This window comes from Pseudomonas sp. PK-RTE-24, from assembly GCF_054052265.1.
In genome coordinates, this window is record NZ_CM133224.1 from 526,268 (window position 1) to 544,937 (window position 18,670).

Sequence of the window (18,670 nt, forward strand, 5' to 3'; positions counted from 1 at the left end):
GCTCAGTTCCCCTGCCCTTTCAGAAAGTCTTGGTCTTTGATGCGGTATTCGGCGCTGCGCGCGTGGGCGCTCAGCGATTCACCACGGGCCAGTACCGATGCAGTTTTGCCCAGTTCGGAAGCGCCGGCCTCGGAGCAGAAGATGATCGACGAGCGCTTCTGGAAGTCGTAGACGCCAAGCGGCGAGGAGAACCGCGCGGTGCCGGAAGTCGGCAACACGTGGTTCGGACCGGCGCAGTAATCGCCCAACGCTTCGGAAGTGTGGCGGCCCATGAAGATCGCACCGGCGTGACGAATCTGCGGCAACCAGGCTTGTGGATCGGCGACCGACAACTCCAGGTGTTCCGGGGCGATACGATTGGCGACTTCGATGGCCTGGGCCATGTCAGTGACCTGGATCAGCGCACCACGGCCATTGATCGAAGTTTCGATGATGGTCGCGCGGTCCATGGTCGGCAGCAGTTTGTCGATGCTCGCGGCTACCTTGTCGAGGAACTCGGCATCGGGGCTGACCAGAATCGCTTGCGCGTCTTCGTCGTGCTCGGCCTGGGAGAAAAGGTCCATGGCGATCCAGTCCGGATCGGTCTGGCCGTCGCAGACCACAAGAATTTCCGAAGGGCCGGCAATCATGTCGATGCCGACCTGACCGAACACATGGCGCTTGGCGGTGGCGACATAGATATTGCCCGGGCCGACAACCTTGTCGACACGCGGCACGCTTTCGGTGCCGTACGCCAGTGCGGCAACTGCTTGCGCGCCGCCGATGGTGAACACGCGGTCGACACCGGCGATGCAGGCAGCGGCCAGCACCAGCTCGTTGATTTCACCGCGCGGGGTCGGCACGACCATGACCACTTCGGTCACGCCGGCGACCTTGGCCGGAATCGCGTTCATCAATACCGACGACGGATACGAGGCCTTGCCGCCCGGCACGTAAAGGCCTGCGCGATCCAGTGGCGTGACTTTCTGGCCGAGCACCGTGCCGTCAGCCTCGGTGTAGCTCCAGGAATCCTGCTTCTGTTTTTCGTGATAACTGCGCACGCGAGCGGCGGCTTTTTCCAAGGCCTCGCGTTGCGGCACGGTGATGCGGGTCAGGGCCAGTTCGAGACGCTCGCGCGGCAGGATCAGGTCGGCCATCGAGGCGACTTCGAGGCCGTCGAACTTCTGGGTGAACTCGACCAGCGCCGCGTCACCGCGCTCGCGCACAGCCTTGATGATGTCCAGTACGCGCTGATTGACCGAGTCGTCAGACACACTTTCCCAGCTCAGCAGATGATCCAGATGATGCGCGAAATCCGGGTCAGCAGCGTTGAGTCGGCGAATTGCAGTCGGTGCGGTCATAGCGAGAGCCTCATAGGAATTGGCAAAAAACTCAGGCGCCCGAAACTAGCATTCGATCCGCTTGGGCACCTGAGAATTCTGGCTATGAGGCGGATAGACGGCGCGGCCTCGGGCCGCGCTGGTAGATCAGCCGCGGTGTCGCGATTCCACTGCGTTGCGCAGGGTGTCGATCAACGCCTGGATTCGGGCGTGCTGCATTTTCATTGAAGCCTTGTTGACCACCAGACGCGAGCTGATCGTGGCGATCAGTTCCTGTGGCTCCAGGCCGTTGGCGCGCAGGGTGTTACCGGTGTCGACCACGTCGATGATCTTGTCGGCCAGCCCGATCAGCGGCGCCAGTTCCATCGAGCCGTACAGCTTGATGATGTCGACCTGACGGCCCTGCTCGGCGTAATAACGCTTGGCAACGTTAACGAACTTGGTCGCCACGCGCAGACGGCCCTTGGGCTCGGCCGCGCCGATCTTGCCGGCGGTCATCAGCTTGCACTGGGCGATCTGCAGGTCCAGCGGCTCATACAGGCCCTGGCCGCTGTATTCCATCAGCACGTCCTTACCGGCAACGCCGAGGTCGGCCGCGCCATGCTCGACATAGGTCGGCACGTCGGTGGCACGCACGATCAGCAGACGCACGTCGTCCTGGGTCGTGGGAATGATCAGCTTGCGGCTCTTGTCCGGATTCTCGGTCGGCACGATGCCCGCTTCAGCGAGAAGCGGCAGGGTGTCGTCAAGGATGCGGCCCTTGGACAGTGCGATGGTCAACATGGGAAACGTCAGTCCTTATCAAGGTACTCATGCCCGGTCGCAATCGGCGCCGGACACACATCGAGGGTGCGTACACCCTCGACTCGAAACGAATTCAGCGGACACGTCCCTGTGTCCCGATGCAGCGATCAGCCCGGAACGCGACGGATCTTGGCACCCAGCATTTGCAGTTTTTCTTCGATGCACTCGTAACCACGGTCTATGTGGTAGATGCGGTCGATCAGCGTGTCGCCTTCGGCAACCAGCGCCGAGATCACCAGACTGGCCGATGCGCGCAGGTCGGTGGCCATGACTGGCGCGCCCTTGAGCTTCTCGATACCGGTGACGATGGCAGTGTTGCCTTCAACCTGGATATGCGCGCCCATGCGGTGCAGCTCGTACACGTGCATGAAGCGGTTTTCGAAGATCGTCTCGATCACCGCACCAGTGCCTTCGGCAATGGCATTGAGCGAGATGAACTGCGCCTGCATGTCAGTCGGGAACGCCGGGTACGGCGCGGTGCGCACGTTGACCGCCTTCGGGCGCTTGCCGTGCATGTTCAGCTCGATCCAGTCTTCACCGCAGGTGATTTCCGCACCGGCTTCACGCAGCTTTTCCAGCACCGCTTCGAGAATGGTCGGATCGGTGTCCTTGACCTTCACGCGGCCACCGGTCACGGCAGCAGCGACCAGATAGGTGCCGGTTTCGATACGGTCAGGCATGACCTTGTAGAACGCCGAACCCAGACGCTCGACGCCATCGATGGTGATGGTGTCGGTGCCGGCGCCGGAAACCTTGGCGCCCATGGCATTGAGGAAGTTCGCCAGGTCGACCACTTCAGGTTCGCGCGCGGCGTTCTGCAACACGCTGCGGCCTTTGGCCAGTGCAGCGGCCATCATGATGTTCTCGGTACCGGTCACGCTGACGGTGTCGAAGAAGAAGTGCGCGCCGCGCAAACCACCTTCAGGTGCCTTGGCCTTGATGTAGCCGCCTTCGACGTCGATGACCGCGCCCATGGCTTCCAGACCGCGGATGTGCAGGTCGACCGGACGCGAACCGATGGCGCAACCGCCAGGCAGTGCGACTTCGGCTTCACCGAAACGCGCGACCATCGGGCCGAGCACAAGGATCGACGCACGCATGGTTTTCACCAGTTCGTACGGCGCGATCAGGGTCTTGATGGTGCGCGGGTCGATTTCGACGCTGAGCTTCTCGTCGATTACCGGCTCAATGCCCATGCGCCCGAACAGCTCGATCATGGTGGTGATGTCGTGCAGGTGCGGCAGGTTGCCAACGGTGACCGGGCCATCGCACAGCAAGGTCGCGGCCAGAATCGGCAGGGCGGAGTTCTTCGCGCCGGAAATGCGGATCTCGCCATCAAGACGAGCGCCACCGGTAATAATCAATTTATCCATTAGTATCTCGACGCCCTAGGGCTCAGGTGCGCTCGGCCCAGGCCGCGCGGCTGAAAAATTTCATAGTGACCGCATGGATGCTGCCATCGGTGATCCATGGGTTCAAATGGGCATAGACCTGCTGCTGACGCTTCACCGGGCTCAACGCCGCCAGTTCATCGCTAATCACGTTCAGCTGGAAGTTGCAGCCTTCGCCTTCAACTTCTACCAGCGTTCCTGGCAGCTTTCCTTCAAGGAAGCTCTTCACTTCTACGGCCTGCATGCTCAACCTCAATCGGCGCCCTGTGCGCACGGGTCGGACATCATACAAAAAAGCCCCGCGCCTGCGAACCCCGCAACGCAGGACTCTGACGGGGGGCTTCTTTATAGATGATGGTTCAGGGTTGCGCCAACAGCTCGGTCAGTTCACTGACCTGAGCGATTTCGCGCATGTCATCAGGCATCGCACGGATGCTGACTGCCTTGCCGGCCGCCTGCGCATCGCGCATGAAGCACAGCAGCAACGACAGGCCGACGCTGCTGGACTTCTGCACCGCCGAACAATCGATGACCAGCGCGGACGCCTTGCTCGACTTGATCAGCGCCTGCCCTTCCTTGCGCAGCTCAGGCCCGGTGCGGTAATCCAGCACGCCGCTGAGCACCAGCTCGTCGACATCACTCATACGAACTGCCGCCTCACTCATTGCGCTGGCTTCGCGGCGGCTTTGTCGGTTTCCTGCTTGGCCTTGGCCACTTCACCGGCCCAGCCATCGATGGTCTTGTCCAGATCGTTGCCATTGCGTTGCATGGCGTCGGCGAACTGGTCACGGAACAGCTTGCCGATGTTGATGCCGTTGATGATCACGTTACGCAGCTTCCACTCGCCGCTGATCTTCTCAAGCGTGTACTGCACCGGATAGATCGCGCCATTGCTGCCCTTGACGGTCATGTTGACGCTGGTGCGGTCGCCCGATTCGTCTTTGGCCGGATCAACCGTGATGCCCTGGTTGTTGTATTCCAGCAGAGCGTTGCCATAGAACTGGAACAGACCGCGCTTGAAGTTTTCCTGAAAGCGCTGCATCTGCTCAGGCGTGGCCTTGCGCGAATACTTCACGGTCATGATGCTTTTGGAGATGCCCTCGGCATCCACCACCGGCCCCACAATGCTGTTGAGCGCCGCATAGAAATCCTGCGGATCCTGCTTGTACTTCTCTTTATTTGCCTGCAAGTCGGCAAGCATCCGGTTCGTGGTGTCCTGAATCAGGTCATGAGCCGATTGCCCCGGTGCAGCGTTAGCCATCAACGGCAGGGCCGCGAGCAACACCAACAGGCCACGTCGCAAGATAGAGATCATTCAAAAGCTCCTCATTTGGCGTCTTTGCTAACGGTATTGAGCAGGAATTTACCGATCAGGTCTTCCAGTACCAGTGACGACTGCGTGTCGTGGATGGTTCCACCGTCTTTCAACTGGGTGTCTTCACCACCGACGCTGATACCGATGTATTTCTCGCCCAGCAGACCCGCGGTGAGGATAGATGCAGTCGAATCGACCGGCAGGTTGTCGACCTTTTTATCCACTTGCAGCGTGACCCGACCGGTGAAGCTGTCGCGATCCAGATCAATAGCGGTGACCTTGCCGATGGTCACACCGGCCATGGTCACTTTGGCTCTGACCGTCAGACCGGCGATATTGTCGAAATACGCATACAACTTGTAAGTGTCGGTGGACGAAGTCGGAGACAGGCCGCTGACGCGCAAGGCGAGCAGCAGCAAAGCCAGGATCCCTGCCAGCAGGAACAGGCCGACACCGATTTCCAGGGTGCGGTTTTGCATCAGAAATCTCCAAACATCAAAGCGGTCAGAATAAAGTCCAGGCCGAGCACTGCCAGCGAGGCAAACACCACGGTCTTGGTGGTGGCACGACTGATCCCCTCGGAAGTGGGTTCACAGTCATAGCCTTGGAATACGGCGATCCAGGTCACCACAAAGGCGAAAACGACACTTTTGATCACGCCATTGAGCACATCACTGGTGAAGTTGACGCTGTTCTGCATGTTCGCCCAGTACGAGCCTTCATAAACGCCCAGCCAGTCGACTGCGACCCACGAACCGCCCCAGATGCCGACGACGCTGAAGATCATCGCCAGCACCGGCAGGGAAATGAAGCCGGCCCACAGGCGCGGGGCAATGATGTACTTGAGCGGATCGACACCGATCATTTCCAGGCTGGACAGCTGCTCGGTGGATTTCATGTTGCCGATCTCGGCGGTCAACGCCGAACCGGCCCGGCCGGCAAACAGCAACGCCGTGACCACCGGCCCCAGTTCACGCAGCAGTGTCAGGGCGACCATCTGCCCCACCGCCTGCTCTGAACCATAGCTGGAAAGAATGCTGAAGCCCTGCAACGCCAGGACCATGCCGATGAAAATGCCGGAGACCACGATGATCACCAGCGACATGACGCCGACCGAATGCAGTTGCTTGACCAACAGGCCGAACCCACCGCTGATACCGCCACGGCCCAGCAGGGCGTGAAACAGGAACAGGGTCGCCCGACCAAACACCGCGACCGCGTCGATCGCCGATTCGCCGAACCGACGCACGCGTTCCATCAATGAAATTCTGCGCATCAACGCTTCCCCAGAAGATCTGCGCGGTAATCCGTCGCTGGAAAGTGATACGGCACCGGGCCATCGGGATCACCGGTCATGAACTGACGGATACGCGGGTCATCCGAATTCATCAGCTCATCCGGCGTGCCCTGCCCCAGCACCTGACCATCGCCCACGACATAGATGTAGTCGGCAATGCTCGCCGTTTCCGCCAGGTCGTGCGAGACCACGATGCTGGTGATTCCCAGTGCATCGTTGAGCAGGCGGATCAGGCGCACCAGCACGCCCATGGCGATCGGGTCCTGGCCCACGAAGGGCTCGTCGTACATGAGAATTTGCGGATCGAGGGCAATCGCCCGGGCCAGCGCCACGCGGCGCTTCATGCCGCCGGACAGTTCGTCCGGCATCAGGTCGATGGCGCCACGCAGCCCCACGGCCTGCAATTTCAGCAGGACGATGTCGCGAATCATGTCTTCCGGCAGTTGCGTGTGCACCCGCAGCGGAAAGGCCACGTTCTCGAACACATCGAGGTCGGTGAACAGCGCACCGCTCTGAAACAGCACGCCCATGTGCTTGCGCGCATCGAACAGATCACTGCGCGACAGCGTCGGCAGGTTCTGCCCGTTGACCCAGACTTCGCCGCCGGACGGCCGCAACTGCGCGCCCATCAGGCGCAGCAGCGTAGTCTTGCCGCAGCCGGAAGGCCCCATGATGCCGGTGACCTTGCCGCGCGGGATGCGGATATCGACGTTATTGAAAATGCTCCGCGCACCGCGCTTGAAGGAGACTCCCTTCAGCTCGACCGCGTAGGCGTTATCGGCACTCATCTAAACTCCTTGCGATGCAGCCTCTCACTGGGATGCCAGACTTTCCTCGGAAACACCTGCATCCCGGGCAGGCCGAACTGGCGGCGAACTATATCACTCCAAAGGCTGAGCGCCCAAGCGAGAACCCGGCCAAGATCGCCGACCGAAGAGGGCCTGAGCGAGTTTCAGAGGGTTTTGGTAACCAGTAATGACAAAGCACGTCGAACTTGCGTGAGGCTTTGCCACATAACCGCTATAATCGCCGCCTTTTCATCGGCCCATACGATTCTGACATGAGCAAAACCCGCGACCTGATTCAATCGGCACAACGCACCATCCGCCTCGAAGTGGAAGCCGTCCAAGGCTTGATGGCCCATATCGACGCCGATTTCGTACGCGCTTGCGAGATGATTCTGGCCAGCAAGGGCCGTGTGGTCGTGGTCGGCATGGGCAAATCCGGGCACGTCGGCAACAAGATCGCCGCCACCCTGGCCAGCACCGGTACTCCTGCGTTTTTCGTGCATCCGGCCGAAGCCAGCCACGGCGACATGGGCATGATCACCCGCGACGATGTGATTCTGGCCCTGTCGAACTCCGGCTCGACCAACGAAATCGTAACGCTGCTGCCATTGATCAAACGCCTGGGTATCCAGCTGATCAGCGTCACCGGCAATCCACAGTCGCCATTGGCGAAGGCTGCCGAGGTCAATCTCAATGTGCATGTCGAGCACGAAGCCTGCCCGCTGAATCTGGCACCGACCTCTTCGACCACGGCCGCACTGGTCATGGGCGATGCCCTGGCCGTGGCGCTGCTGGAAGCTCGTGGTTTCACCGCTGAAGATTTCGCGTTCTCGCATCCTGGCGGTGCCCTTGGCCGTCGCCTGCTGCTGAAAGTCGAAAACGTCATGCACGCCGGACAGGAGCTGCCGCAGGTACAACGCGGTACCCTGCTCAAGGACGCGCTGATGGAAATGACCCGCAAGGGTCTGGGCATGACCGCTATTATTGAGGCCGATGGCAAGCTCGCCGGGATCTTCACCGACGGTGATTTGCGCCGCACGCTGGATCGCGCCATCGACATCCGCAGCGCCACCATCGACCAGGTGATGACTGCACACGGCAAGACCGCCCGGCCCGACATGCTCGCCGCCGAAGCCCTGAAAATCATGGAAGACCATCGAATCAACGCCCTGGTAGTCGTCGACGAGGAGGATCGCCCGATCGGCGCCTTCAACCTCTCCGATCTGCTGCGCGCAGGAGTCATGTAATGAGCAACGATCTGCTGCAACGCGGCAAAGCGATCAAACTGGCAGTGTTCGACGTCGACGGTGTGCTCACCGACGGGCGCCTGTACTTCCTCGAAGACGGCAGCGAGTTCAAGACCTTCAACACGCTCGACGGCCAGGGCATCAAGATGCTGATGAATGCCGGCGTGCAGACGGCGATCATCAGTGGTCGCAAGACCCCGGTGGTCGAGCGCCGCGCGAAAAACCTCGGCATCCCGCATCTGTTTCAGGGGCGCGAGGACAAACTGGTGGTACTCGACGGTCTGCTCGCGCAACTGGGCCTAAGCTATGAAGAAGTCGCCTATCTCGGTGACGATCTGCCAGACTTGCCGGTGATCCGCCGTGTAGGGCTGGGCATGGCGGTGGCCAACGCTGCCGATTTCGTCCGCGAACACGCCCACGGCGTTACCCGCGCCCGTGGCGGCGAAGGTGCCGCCCGCGAATTCTGCGAATTGATCCTGCGCGCCCAGGGCCGCCTCGAAGCGGCCAACGCCGCGTACCTGTGAGCCTGACCATGTTTAGCAAAAAGTTTCGCAATTTCCTGCTGTTCGGCTGCATCGCGGCGATTTTCGCTGCGGTCGGCTACTGGAACATCAGCCCGGAGCGCTTCCTCGACAAGCCGCCGGTCTCGGCCGCCGAGAATCCGATCGACTGGTACGCGACCAACACGCATACCATTCAATACCTGCCCGACGGCAAGGTGCAGTACGAGATGACCTCCGACAAGGCCGAGCACGTCAAGGCCACCGATGTCACTCTGGTAACCAAGCCTGATTTGAACATGTACCGCGGCACCGACTTCCCGTGGCACGTGACCAGCGAGCGCGGCGAAGTGAATTCGGGCGGCACCGAAGTTGAATTGATCGATTCGGTACGCGTACAGCGCACCGATGAGAAACAGCGCGGCACCCTGATCACCAGCACCCGCATGACCGTGTTCCCGCAGCAAGAATATGCGCAGACCGCGCAACCCGTTAGAATCGAGGGCGCTGGCGGCGTATCGACTGGCGTCGGAATGAAAGCGTACCTGAAGGACAGCAGGATACACCTGCAATCGAACGTAAGAGGACAGTATGAGGCTCGTTAAAACCCTCCCTATTTTGCTCAGTCTGGGCGCAGCACTGGGAAGCGCGAGCGCCTGGTCCCTGCCGAACGATCAGCAGCAGCCTATCCGCATTCAGGCCGACGACGCCCAACTGGACGACAAGAATGGCATCGCCACCTATAAAGGTGACGTGATCATTACCCAAGGCTCGATGATCGTTAAAGGCAACACCGTGACCATGACGCGCGCGCCCAATGGCGACATCGACGTGGTGACCTCGGTAGGCAACCTGGCTTACTTCGAGCAGTTGCAGACCCAGGGCGACGCCAACCCGGTCAAGGGCTACGGCGTGACGATTCAATACCACGCCCAGCAGAACCGGGTGGTGCTGATCGACAAGGCCAAGGTTATCGACAAGGATAACAACGTCACCCAGGGCGAAAAAATCGTCTACGACACCGTGAAGAAACTGGCCAGCGCCGGTCGCGCCACGGGCAGCAAGGTCACCGAATCGCGTCCGCGCATCGACATGGTGATCCAGCCGAAGAAGAAAACCGAAGAGAAATCCCAGTAATGGCAACTCTGAAAGCTCAGCATCTGGCCAAGGCCTATAAAAGCCGCCAGGTCGTGCGTGACGTCAGCCTGTCGATCGACAGCGGGCAGATCGTCGGCTTGCTCGGCCCGAACGGCGCCGGCAAGACTACGTGCTTCTACATGATCGTTGGCCTGGTGCAGGCAGATCAGGGCCGTGTGCTGATCGATGATCTGGACGTCAGCCACCAGCCGATGCACGGCCGCGCCAAGGCCGGTATCGGCTATCTGCCGCAAGAAGCGTCGATCTTCCGCAAACTGTCGGTCGCCGACAACATCATGGCGATCCTCGAGACCCGTCCGGAGCTGGACAAGGCCGGTCGTCGCAAGGAGCTGGAAAGCCTGCTGCAGGAATTCCACATCAGCCACATCCGCGACAACCTCGGCATGAGCCTGTCCGGCGGTGAGCGTCGCCGGGTGGAAATCGCTCGCGCCCTGGCCACTGCACCCAAGTTCATCCTGCTCGACGAACCGTTCGCCGGTGTCGACCCGATCTCGGTCGGCGACATCAAGCAGATCATCCATCACCTCAAGGCCAAGGGCATCGGTGTGCTGATCACCGACCACAACGTGCGTGAGACGCTGGATATCTGCGAAACCGCTTACATCGTCAACGACGGTCAACTGATCGCTGAAGGCGATGCCGAGACCATCCTGGCCAACGATCTGGTCAAGGAAGTGTATCTGGGTCACGAGTTCCGCCTGTAAGCGCGACAGCGCTGTATCGATTCAAGGCGCATTTATCCGCTTTAATTGTTACAGCGCTCTAGGCAAACACTTCAGTTTCAGGCATATAATTTGCTTAAGTTTGGCGCTTCGGCGCCCTGTAGTGGATGGCGCAAAGCGCCGGCGAATAAGGTGTTAAGCCCCTGCCATGAAACCATCGCTAGTCTTGAGAATGGGCCAGCAGCTGACGATGACACCGCAGCTGCAACAGGCCATCCGCCTGCTCCAATTGTCGACCCTGGACCTGCAACAGGAGATCCAGGAGGCTCTGGAATCCAATCCGATGCTCGAGCGCCAGGAAGAAGGCGACGACTTCGACAATGCCGATCCGCTGGCCGACAACGCCGAACAGAAGCCCGCCGAAATCCAGGAACCCTCCTACCAGGAAACCGCCCCGACGGTGGATAACCTCGAGGATGGCGATTGGAACGAGCGTATCCCCAACGAACTGCCAGTGGATACTGCCTGGGAAGACGTCTACCAGACCAGCGCCAGCAGCCTGCCGAGCAGCGATGACGATGAGTGGGATTTCACCACCCGCACGTCGGCCGGCGAGAGCCTGCAAAGCCATCTGCTCTGGCAACTGAACCTGGCACCGATGTCCGACACCGATCGCCTGATCGCCGTGACTCTGATCGACTGCATCAACAATCAGGGCTATCTGGACGAAACACTCGAAGAGATTCTTGAAGCGTTCGACCCGGAACTGGACATCGAGCTCGACGAAATCGAAGCTGTCCTGCATCGCATCCAGCAATTCGAGCCCGCCGGTATCGGCGCACGCAACCTCAGCGAATGCCTGCTGCTGCAATTGCGCCAGCTGCCCGCGAAGACGCCGTGGCTGACCGAGGCCAAGCGTCTGGTCGCCGATTACATCGACCTGCTCGGCAGCCGCGATTACAGCCAGTTGATGCGCCGGATGAAGCTCAAGGAAGACGAGCTGCGCCAGGTCATCGAACTGGTGCAGAGCCTCAATCCGCGTCCCGGCTCACAGATCGAGTCGACCGAAGCCGAATACGTCATTCCCGACGTGATCGTGCGCAAGGACAACGAGCGCTGGCTGGTCGAGCTGAACCAGGAATCGGTGCCTCGCCTGCGCGTCAACGCCCAGTACGCCGGTTTTGTGAAGCGTGCCGACACCAGCGCCGACAACACTTTCATGCGCAACCAGTTGCAGGAGGCCCGCTGGTTCATCAAGAGCCTGCAGAGCCGCAACGAAACCCTGATGAAAGTGGCCACGCAGATCGTCGAACATCAGCGCGGCTTCCTCGAGTACGGCGACGAAGCAATGAAGCCGTTGGTATTGCATGACATCGCCGAAGCGGTCGGCATGCACGAATCGACGATTTCCCGGGTGACCACACAAAAATTCATGCATACCCCGCGCGGTATTTATGAGCTGAAATACTTTTTCTCCAGCCACGTCAGCACCTCCGAAGGCGGCGAATGCTCGTCCACGGCGATCCGCGCGATCATCAAGAAACTGGTCGCTGCGGAAAATCAGAAAAAGCCGTTGAGTGACAGCAAGATCGCTGGTTTACTGGAGGCACAAGGCATTCAGGTGGCTCGCCGCACCGTCGCCAAGTACCGCGAATCCCTCGGAATCGCGCCTTCGAGCGAACGCAAGCGGTTGATGTAAGCCACGTTACAGCGTTCCAGTGGCAGGCTTTTCGGCCTGCCGCTTTATGCACTGGCAACGAAGGAGAAGCTGTATGCAAGTCAACATCAGTGGACACCAACTGGAAGTGACCCAACCTCTGCGTTCCTACATCGAGGAAAAACTCCAGCGACTGGAGCGACATTTCGACAAGATCACCAACGTGCAGGTCACGATGTGCGTCGAAAAGCTGAAACAGAAGATCGAAGCCACCTTGCATATCCCCGGCAGTGAAGTGGTCGCAAACGCAGAAGATACCGACATGTACGCTGCGATCGACTCACTTACCGACAAGCTGGATCGCCAACTCAAAAAGCATAAGGAAAAGACCCAGAGCCTCCTCCAGGGCGCGACCGGTCGTTAACACCCCTATCCATGATCCGACTTGAAACCATCCTGACCCCCGGCCGTTCCCAAGTGAACGCGCCGGGCGGCAGCAAGAAAAAAGCCCTCGAACAGATTGCCAACCTGATCCACCGCGAAGTGCCGGATCTGGCGATGCAGGATGTCTTCGAGGCGCTGATCGCCCGTGAAAAACTCGGCTCCACCGGTTTTGGCAACGGCATCGCCATTCCCCACTGCCGCCTCAAGGGCTGCGCGGGGCCAGTGAGCGCCCTGCTGCACCTCGAAGCCCCGATCGATTTCGACGCCATCGACGGCGCTCCGGTGGACCTGTTGTTCGTACTGCTGGTCCCGGAAGCCGCAACCGACGCGCATCTGGAGTTGTTGCGCCAGATCGCCAGCATGCTCGACCGCAAGGAAGTGCGCGACAAATTGCGCAGCGCTCCGAGCAATGAAGCCTTGTACCAGGTCGTACTGGACGAGCAGAACGGGCACTAATCATGCGTTTGATCATTGTCAGTGGCCGTTCGGGCTCGGGTAAAAGTACCGCCCTGAATGTCCTTGAGGACAACGGCTACTACTGCATCGACAATCTGCCGGCCGGTTTGCTGCCGGAACTGGCCGAGCGAGCGCTGATTCACACAGAACTGGCGCAGCCGCTGGTCGCCGTGTCGATCGATGCGCGCAACCTGCCCAGCCATCTGTCACGTTTCCCTGAGTTGCTCGAAGACGTGCGTGCCAAGCATATCAAGTGCGATGTGCTGTACCTGGACGCCGATGAAGAAACCCTGCTCAAGCGTTTTTCCGAGACCCGTCGTCGTCACCCGCTGAGCAACGCCAATCGCTCACTGGCCGAGGCGATTCACGACGAAACCGCCCTGCTCGGTCCGATCGCCGATCTGGCCGACCTGAAGATCAACACCACCAGTCTGAATCTGTATCAACTGCGCGACACCATCAAGTTGCGCCTGTTGAATCAACCGGAGCCCGGTACGGCGTTTCTGGTCGAGTCGTTCGGCTTCAAGCGCGGCATGCCGGTCGACGCCGACCTGGTGTTCGACGTGCGCTGCCTGCCCAATCCGTACTGGAAACCGGAGCTGCGCGCTCAGTCGGGCCTTGATGCACCGGTGGCCGAGTACCTGGCGCAGCAGCCGGATGTCGAAGAAATGTATCAGGACATCTACGCCTACCTGAACAAGTGGCTGCCACGCTTCGCCGCCAGCAACCGCGCCTACGTCACCATTGCCATTGGCTGCACCGGCGGGCATCACCGCTCCGTCTACCTGACCGAACGACTGGGTCAGGCCCTGCAGAAAACCCTGAAGAACGTCCAGGTTCGCCACCGCGACCTCACCTAAAGGATTTACACCGCGATGCCTGCTCGTGAAATCGAAATCATCAATAAGCTGGGCCTGCATGCCCGGGCATCGGCCAAATTTGTCGGCGTGGCGGGTCAGTATCCAGACTGCACGATCCGAGTGGGACGCACACCTGAAACGACTGTCGACGGCAAGAGCATCATGGCAATGATGATGCTCGCGGCGGGTAAAGGCACCAAGATCCATTTGAGCACCGAAGGCGAACAGGCTCAGGAAGCCATGGACGCATTGGTCGATCTGATCGAAAGGTATTTCGACGAAGGTGAATAATCCTCGAGGCGGGGACACTGTTCCTCGCCTCCATTCACCCCAACGCCGTATCCATCACCATCATCAGACAAAACCCGATCAGAAGGCCCAGACTGGCCAGCTTGTCATGCCCATGACGGCGCGATTCCGGGATCACTTCGTGGGTCACCACCAGCAACATCGCCCCCGCCGCCAGTGCCAGCCCCAACGGCAACAGCACCTGAGCCAGACTCACGAGCCACGCACACAGCAGCGCAAATATCGGTTCGACCAGCCCCGACGCCGCGCCGATCAGAAACGCCCTGACCCGCGACATTCCCGCCCCGGCCAGCACCAGAGCAATCACCAGTCCTTCCGGCACATCCTGCAACGCAATGCCCATCGCCAGACTGTCGGCGTCCGCCATCCCGCCTCCGGCAGATACGCCAACCGCCATGCCTTCCGGAATGTTGTGCGCGATGATGGCGAACACGAACAGCCAGATTCGCGGTGGAATTACCGGATGCTCCAGCGTGCCGACGAGCATTTCCGGCGAGGCACCGCAAATGCGCCGATCCACCAGATACAGACCGAACGCACCGAGCAGGATGCCGAAGCAGATCAGGCCACTGGCGGCCCACGGCGTCAGGCCAAGGCTCTCAGCTGCAGCTATGCCCGGCACGATCAACGAAAACGCCGTCGCCGCCAGCATCACCCCGGCACCAAATCCCAGCAAGGTGTCGCTGAGTGCCTGCGGCATGCGGCGGATCACCAGCACCGGCACCGCGCCAAGCGCCGTGCCCAAGGCGCAGATGGCACCGCCCTGCAAGGCACGTAACAGCCTCGGTTCCAGATTCAGCCATTGCAAAGCGTGGGCGACCAGTAAAGTCATACCCGCCAACAGCAAAAGCGAACCCACCGCGTAACGAAACATGCGCCCACTGCCAATCGCCAGTGTTTCCGTGCCCATAGTCAGCCCTGATTGTTTTTATTGAAGGCTTAAACCAGTGCGGCCTGATAGCGCGCAGCAACTTCCGGCCAGTTGATCACGTTGTAGAACGCGTTGATGTATTCCGGGCGACGGTTCTGGTAACGCAGGTAGTAAGCGTGCTCCCAGACATCGAGGCCAAGGATCGGGGTGTTGCCGTTCATCAACGGGCTGTCCTGGTTGCCGCTGCTTTCCACGACCAGTTTTTTCTCCGGTGTCACGCTCAGCCACGCCCAGCCGCTGCCAAAACGGGTCAGCGCGGCTTTGGTGAACGCTTCCCTGAAACTGTCGAGTCCGCCCAGTTGCTCGTCGATGGCCTTGGCCAGCGCGCCGCTGGGCTTGCCGCCACCGTTGGGCACCATCACTTCCCAGAACAGCGAATGGTTGGCGTGGCCGCCGCCCTGATTGATCACCGCCGCGCGAAGTTTTTCCGGCAGTTGCTGCACGCTGGCGACGAGTTTTTCCACCGGCCACTCGGCGAACTCGGTGCCTTCCACGGCGGCGTTGAGGTTGTTGATGTAGGTCTGGTGATGCTTGGTGTAATGGATTTCCATGGTCTGCGCATCGATGTGCGGCTCGAGGGCATCGTAGGCGTAAGGCAAGGCAGGCAAGGTAAAAGCCATTTCAATGGACTCCATACTGATGAGAAGTTGAGGCGCGGCGGGCATTGCCGGTGTCCGGATGCAGCAGGCGCTGGGTGCGTGGGTATTCGCCGTGCTCGCTGATGAAGTTCAACAGTTCGACATAGGTCTTGCTGCTCTGGCGCAGCGCCGCCTCACGCAGGGCCGGACGCAAGCGCTCGTCCTGCATGGTCTGCAACAAACGTTGATGGATGGCACAGAGATATTCGGCGCTCTCCTCCGGTTGGTTCAGGCGCAGATGCAGGTCAGCCAGGTTGTGATGTGAGACGACGCAGGCCGCCACCGCTTCGTCGGCATCCGCCCAGCGTTCGAACAACACTTGCGCCAGGGCCAGGGCTTGCAGGTAAGCCTCGCGGGCGTCGATCAGTTCGCCCAGCATGAAGCAGCGATTGGCCCGTTCGATCGTGCGTTTCCAGTGCTCCATGATGAGCCTCCAAAGCGGTTGCGGGGTTTACACGCCGCCGGCGGTGAGTTTCTCGGGGTTGAGCAACTCTTTCAGCTGGCTGCGCGACAGGCGGGTGTGTTCCAGGGCGACGTCGATCACCGCACAGCCTTCCTTGCAGGCGTTAGCGCGCAACGGATCTGGCGACTCATCCAGCGCCGGCTTTCGAGGTAGGGCTGCTCGTGCAAGGCAGAACTCATGATCCGTGACTCGTCCGGAAATGAGATTTATTATTAGATGATAATGAGAACCAAAACAAGCGTTCGAGTTTGCGCTGTTCATTTGTGGGAGCGAGCCTGCTCGCGAATGCGCCGTGTCAGCCAGCACATTTGCAACTGATCCACCGCTTTCGCGAGCAGGCTCGCTCCCACAGGGGATTTGTGCGAAGCGAATAAAAAAGGCGCGCCATCCACAACGGATGGCGCGCCTTTTTTTGTTGGCGGATTCGCGGCTTAGCTGCCGGCGACAGTCATCCGCTCGATCAACACAGACCCGGTGCGAATGTTGCTGCGCAGTTCCAGATCATTACCCACTGCGACAATCTGCTTGAACATGTCACGCATGTTGCCGGCGATGGTCACTTCCTGCACGGCGAACTGGATCTCGCCGTTTTCCACCCAGAAGCCCGCAGCGCCGCGCGAATAGTCACCGGTGACCATGTTCAGGCCATGGCCCATCAACTCGGTGACCAGCAATCCCCGGCCCATGCGCTTGAGCAGTGCTGCCTGATCCTCGTCGCCATGGGTGACGAACAGGTTGTGCACCCCGCCCGCGTTGGCGGTGCTCGGCATGCCCAGTTTCCGTCCGGAATAGGTGCCGAGGATGTAGGAGACCAACTCGCCCTTTTCGACGAACGGTTTCGCGTAAGTCGCCAGGCCATCACCGTCGTAGGAAGCACTGCCCATGGCACGCATCAGATGCGGACGCTCATCAATGGTCAGCCATTCCGGGAACAGCTTCTGCCCCAGTGTGCCTTCCAGAAACGACGATTTGCGATACAGGCTGCCGCCGGATACTGCCGAGAGGAAGCTGCCGAACAGACCGCCCGCCAGTTCGGCGGAAAACAGCACCGGCACTTCGCAGGTCGGCACCGGCCGCGCGCCCAGACGGCTCGCCGCCCGTTGCGCGGCACGCTGGCCGATGCTCACCGGATCGGCGAGCAGACTGCCCTGGCGATTGACGTCATACCAGTAATCGCGCTGCATCTGCCCGTCAGCTTCGGCGATCATCACGCAACTCAGGCTGTGCCGGGTCGACGCGTAACCGCCGATGAAACCGTGGCTGTTGCCATAAACCCGGCAGCCCTGATGGGTGCTGAGGGTGGTGCCGTCGGCGTTCTTGATCCGCGCATCGGCATCGAACGCCGCTGCCTCGCAGAGCAAAGCCTTCTCGATGGCCTGTTCCGGGGTGATGTCCCATTCGTGGAACAGGTCGAAGTCCTGCACATCCCTGGCCATCAGTGCGGCGTCGGCCAGACCCGAGGCTTCGTCCTCGGAGGTGTGTTTGGCTATCGCGAGTGCTGCAGCGACGGTTTCACGAATCGCCTCCGGCCCGGTGGCCGAGGTGCTGGCCGAGCCTTTGCGCTGGCCGACGTACAGGGTGATGCCAAAACCCTGATCACGATTGAATTCAACGGTTTCGACCTCGCGCTGACGCACCGAGGTCGACAGCCCCTGCTCCAGCGACACCGCGACTTCACAGGCGCTGGCGCCTTGGCGCTTGGCTTCGGCGATGATCTGCTCGACCTGTTCTTGCAGTGCCGGCAATGCCTGCGGGCCGACGCTTTGAACTGCACTCATGCTCATCTCCACTCAAATTCTGCTTTCGGCTGGGGTCATCGAGCGACCGGGCCGGACAAGCGGCCCCCGACTGGTTATCATGGCGGCGTTTCTTTGCGGACTGCCACCATGGTTGATTCTTACGACGACTCCCTCGATACGGGAGAAAAAAGCAAATCTCAGGTCAAACGCGAGTTGCATGCGCTGGTTGACCTCGGCGAGCGCCTGACCACACTCAAGCCTGATCTGGTCGCCAAACTGCCGTTGACCGACGCTTTGCGCCGGGCATTGGCCGATGCGCCCAAGCACACCGCGAACATCGCGCGTAAACGGCATTTGCAGTTCATCGGCAAACTGATGCGCGACCAGGACACTGACGCGATTCTGACTCTGCTCGATCAACTCGATGCCTCCACTCGCCAGTACAACGAGCGTTTCCATAATCTGGAACGCTGGCGTGACCGCCTGATCGCGGGCGATGACGCCGTGCTGGAGAAATTCGTCATCGAGTACCCGGACGCCGATCGCCAGCAATTGCGTTCCCTGATCCGTCAGGCCCAGCATGAGGTTGCGCAAAACAAACCACCTGCTTCGAGCCGCAAGATCTTCAAATACATTCGGGAGCTGGACGAGACTCAACGCGGCCTGCGTTGAAAATCGCCACCGGGTGGCCG

Annotated in this window: 24 protein-coding genes and 1 pseudogene; 11 read left to right on the forward strand and 14 right to left on the reverse strand. The window is 60.3% G+C overall.

Annotation, left to right across the window (positions count from 1 at the left end):
• Positions 1-2: 2 nt before the first annotated feature.
• From hisD to ACV8MC_RS02420, 9 genes are all read right to left on the reverse strand, one after another.
• Positions 3-1,340, reverse strand: a complete 1,338-nt coding sequence (hisD, locus tag ACV8MC_RS02380) for a histidinol dehydrogenase (RefSeq protein ID WP_041477986.1) — start codon at positions 1,338-1,340, stop codon at positions 3-5.
• Positions 1,341-1,466: 126 nt separating this feature from the next.
• Positions 1,467-2,102: an ATP phosphoribosyltransferase gene (gene hisG, locus ACV8MC_RS02385; RefSeq protein ID WP_016771668.1), complete on the reverse strand. Its 636-nt coding sequence runs from the start codon at positions 2,100-2,102 to the stop codon at positions 1,467-1,469.
• Positions 2,103-2,230: 128 nt separating this feature from the next.
• Entirely contained in the window at positions 2,231-3,496 is a 1,266-nt protein-coding gene (gene murA / locus ACV8MC_RS02390; protein ID WP_016771669.1) for a UDP-N-acetylglucosamine 1-carboxyvinyltransferase, read from the reverse strand.
• A 22-nt stretch (positions 3,497-3,518) separates the two neighbouring features.
• Positions 3,519-3,758, reverse strand: a complete 240-nt coding sequence (locus ACV8MC_RS02395; RefSeq protein ID WP_016771670.1) for a BolA family protein — start codon at positions 3,756-3,758, stop codon at positions 3,519-3,521.
• A 115-nt stretch (positions 3,759-3,873) separates the two neighbouring features.
• The gene (locus ACV8MC_RS02400) at positions 3,874-4,179 is read right to left on the reverse strand and encodes an STAS domain-containing protein (RefSeq protein ID WP_076565864.1); all 306 of its coding nucleotides are present in this window, start codon (positions 4,177-4,179) and stop codon (positions 3,874-3,876) included.
• The gene (locus ACV8MC_RS02405; RefSeq protein WP_076565863.1) at positions 4,176-4,829 is read right to left on the reverse strand and encodes an MlaC/ttg2D family ABC transporter substrate-binding protein; all 654 of its coding nucleotides are present in this window, start codon (positions 4,827-4,829) and stop codon (positions 4,176-4,178) included. Before ACV8MC_RS02405 ends, ACV8MC_RS02400 begins: the two co-directional genes overlap by 4 nt.
• An 11-nt stretch (positions 4,830-4,840) precedes the next feature.
• Entirely contained in the window at positions 4,841-5,308 is a 468-nt protein-coding gene (gene mlaD / locus ACV8MC_RS02410) for an outer membrane lipid asymmetry maintenance protein MlaD (RefSeq protein WP_016771673.1), read from the reverse strand.
• Positions 5,308-6,105 (reverse strand): lipid asymmetry maintenance ABC transporter permease subunit MlaE, encoded by a 798-nt coding sequence (gene mlaE / locus ACV8MC_RS02415; protein ID WP_016771674.1) that lies wholly within the window; start codon positions 6,103-6,105, stop codon positions 5,308-5,310. The genes mlaD and mlaE overlap by 1 nt, the downstream gene beginning before the upstream one ends.
• A complete protein-coding gene (locus ACV8MC_RS02420; protein WP_056782943.1) occupies positions 6,105-6,914 on the reverse strand; it encodes an ATP-binding cassette domain-containing protein in 810 nt (269 codons plus the stop codon). The genes mlaE and ACV8MC_RS02420 overlap by 1 nt, the downstream gene beginning before the upstream one ends.
• A gap of 272 nt (positions 6,915-7,186) precedes the next feature.
• Here ACV8MC_RS02420 and ACV8MC_RS02425 point away from each other — a divergent pair, with 272 nt between their 5' ends.
• The 10 genes from ACV8MC_RS02425 (at position 7,187) to ACV8MC_RS02470 (ending at position 14,189) form a co-directional block, all read left to right on the forward strand.
• On the forward strand, positions 7,187-8,161 hold the full coding sequence (locus ACV8MC_RS02425) for a KpsF/GutQ family sugar-phosphate isomerase (protein ID WP_041477981.1): 975 nt from the start codon (positions 7,187-7,189) through the stop codon (positions 8,159-8,161).
• On the forward strand, positions 8,161-8,685 hold the full coding sequence (locus tag ACV8MC_RS02430) for a KdsC family phosphatase (protein WP_016771677.1): 525 nt from the start codon (positions 8,161-8,163) through the stop codon (positions 8,683-8,685). Before ACV8MC_RS02425 ends, ACV8MC_RS02430 begins: the two co-directional genes overlap by 1 nt.
• 8 nt (positions 8,686-8,693) lie before the next feature.
• Entirely contained in the window at positions 8,694-9,266 is a 573-nt protein-coding gene (lptC, locus tag ACV8MC_RS02435) for an LPS export ABC transporter periplasmic protein LptC (RefSeq protein ID WP_024011622.1), read from the forward strand.
• Positions 9,253-9,798 (forward strand): lipopolysaccharide transport periplasmic protein LptA, encoded by a 546-nt coding sequence (gene lptA, locus ACV8MC_RS02440; RefSeq protein ID WP_016771679.1) that lies wholly within the window; start codon positions 9,253-9,255, stop codon positions 9,796-9,798. Before lptC ends, lptA begins: the two co-directional genes overlap by 14 nt.
• Positions 9,798-10,523 (forward strand): LPS export ABC transporter ATP-binding protein, encoded by a 726-nt coding sequence (gene lptB / locus ACV8MC_RS02445; RefSeq protein WP_024011621.1) that lies wholly within the window; start codon positions 9,798-9,800, stop codon positions 10,521-10,523. The genes lptA and lptB overlap by 1 nt, the downstream gene beginning before the upstream one ends.
• Before the next feature lie 166 nt (positions 10,524-10,689).
• A complete protein-coding gene (locus tag ACV8MC_RS02450) occupies positions 10,690-12,180 on the forward strand; it encodes an RNA polymerase factor sigma-54 (RefSeq protein WP_041477979.1) in 1,491 nt (496 codons plus the stop codon).
• A 73-nt stretch (positions 12,181-12,253) separates the two neighbouring features.
• On the forward strand, positions 12,254-12,562 hold the full coding sequence (hpf, locus tag ACV8MC_RS02455; RefSeq protein ID WP_007912419.1) for a ribosome hibernation-promoting factor, HPF/YfiA family: 309 nt from the start codon (positions 12,254-12,256) through the stop codon (positions 12,560-12,562).
• Positions 12,563-12,573: 11 nt separating this feature from the next.
• Positions 12,574-13,038, forward strand: coding sequence for a PTS IIA-like nitrogen regulatory protein PtsN (gene ptsN / locus ACV8MC_RS02460; RefSeq protein WP_041477978.1), 465 nt, complete (start codon positions 12,574-12,576; stop codon positions 13,036-13,038).
• Between the two features lie 2 nt (positions 13,039-13,040).
• A complete protein-coding gene (gene rapZ / locus ACV8MC_RS02465) occupies positions 13,041-13,898 on the forward strand; it encodes an RNase adapter RapZ (protein ID WP_041477977.1) in 858 nt (285 codons plus the stop codon).
• Positions 13,899-13,913: 15 nt separating this feature from the next.
• A complete protein-coding gene (locus ACV8MC_RS02470; RefSeq protein WP_016771685.1) occupies positions 13,914-14,189 on the forward strand; it encodes an HPr family phosphocarrier protein in 276 nt (91 codons plus the stop codon).
• 34 nt (positions 14,190-14,223) lie between these two features.
• Here the strand turns inward: ACV8MC_RS02470 and ACV8MC_RS02475 are convergent, their stop codons facing one another.
• The 5 genes and pseudogenes from ACV8MC_RS02475 to pmbA form a co-directional block, all read right to left on the reverse strand.
• On the reverse strand, positions 14,224-15,117 hold the full coding sequence (locus ACV8MC_RS02475; RefSeq protein WP_041477976.1) for a ZIP family metal transporter: 894 nt from the start codon (positions 15,115-15,117) through the stop codon (positions 14,224-14,226).
• 29 nt (positions 15,118-15,146) lie between these two features.
• Complete coding sequence (locus ACV8MC_RS02480) at positions 15,147-15,758, reverse strand: superoxide dismutase (protein ID WP_236169662.1); 612 nt, start codon at positions 15,756-15,758, stop codon at positions 15,147-15,149.
• Between the two features lies 1 nt (position 15,759).
• Positions 15,760-16,200: a hypothetical protein gene (locus tag ACV8MC_RS02485; RefSeq protein WP_042608764.1), complete on the reverse strand. Its 441-nt coding sequence runs from the start codon at positions 16,198-16,200 to the stop codon at positions 15,760-15,762.
• Positions 16,201-16,337: 137 nt separating this feature from the next.
• Positions 16,338-16,418 (reverse strand): annotated as a pseudogene (locus ACV8MC_RS02490) (FagA protein); the annotation flags it as partial.
• Positions 16,419-16,670: 252 nt separating this feature from the next.
• A complete protein-coding gene (gene pmbA / locus ACV8MC_RS02495) occupies positions 16,671-18,017 on the reverse strand; it encodes a metalloprotease PmbA (RefSeq protein ID WP_024011613.1) in 1,347 nt (448 codons plus the stop codon).
• 108 nt (positions 18,018-18,125) lie between these two features.
• On the opposite strand from pmbA, the gene yjgA reads away from it, so the two are divergent.
• Positions 18,126-18,650 (forward strand): ribosome biogenesis factor YjgA, encoded by a 525-nt coding sequence (yjgA, locus tag ACV8MC_RS02500; RefSeq protein ID WP_016771692.1) that lies wholly within the window; start codon positions 18,126-18,128, stop codon positions 18,648-18,650.
• The last annotated feature ends 20 nt before the right edge of the window (positions 18,651-18,670 follow it).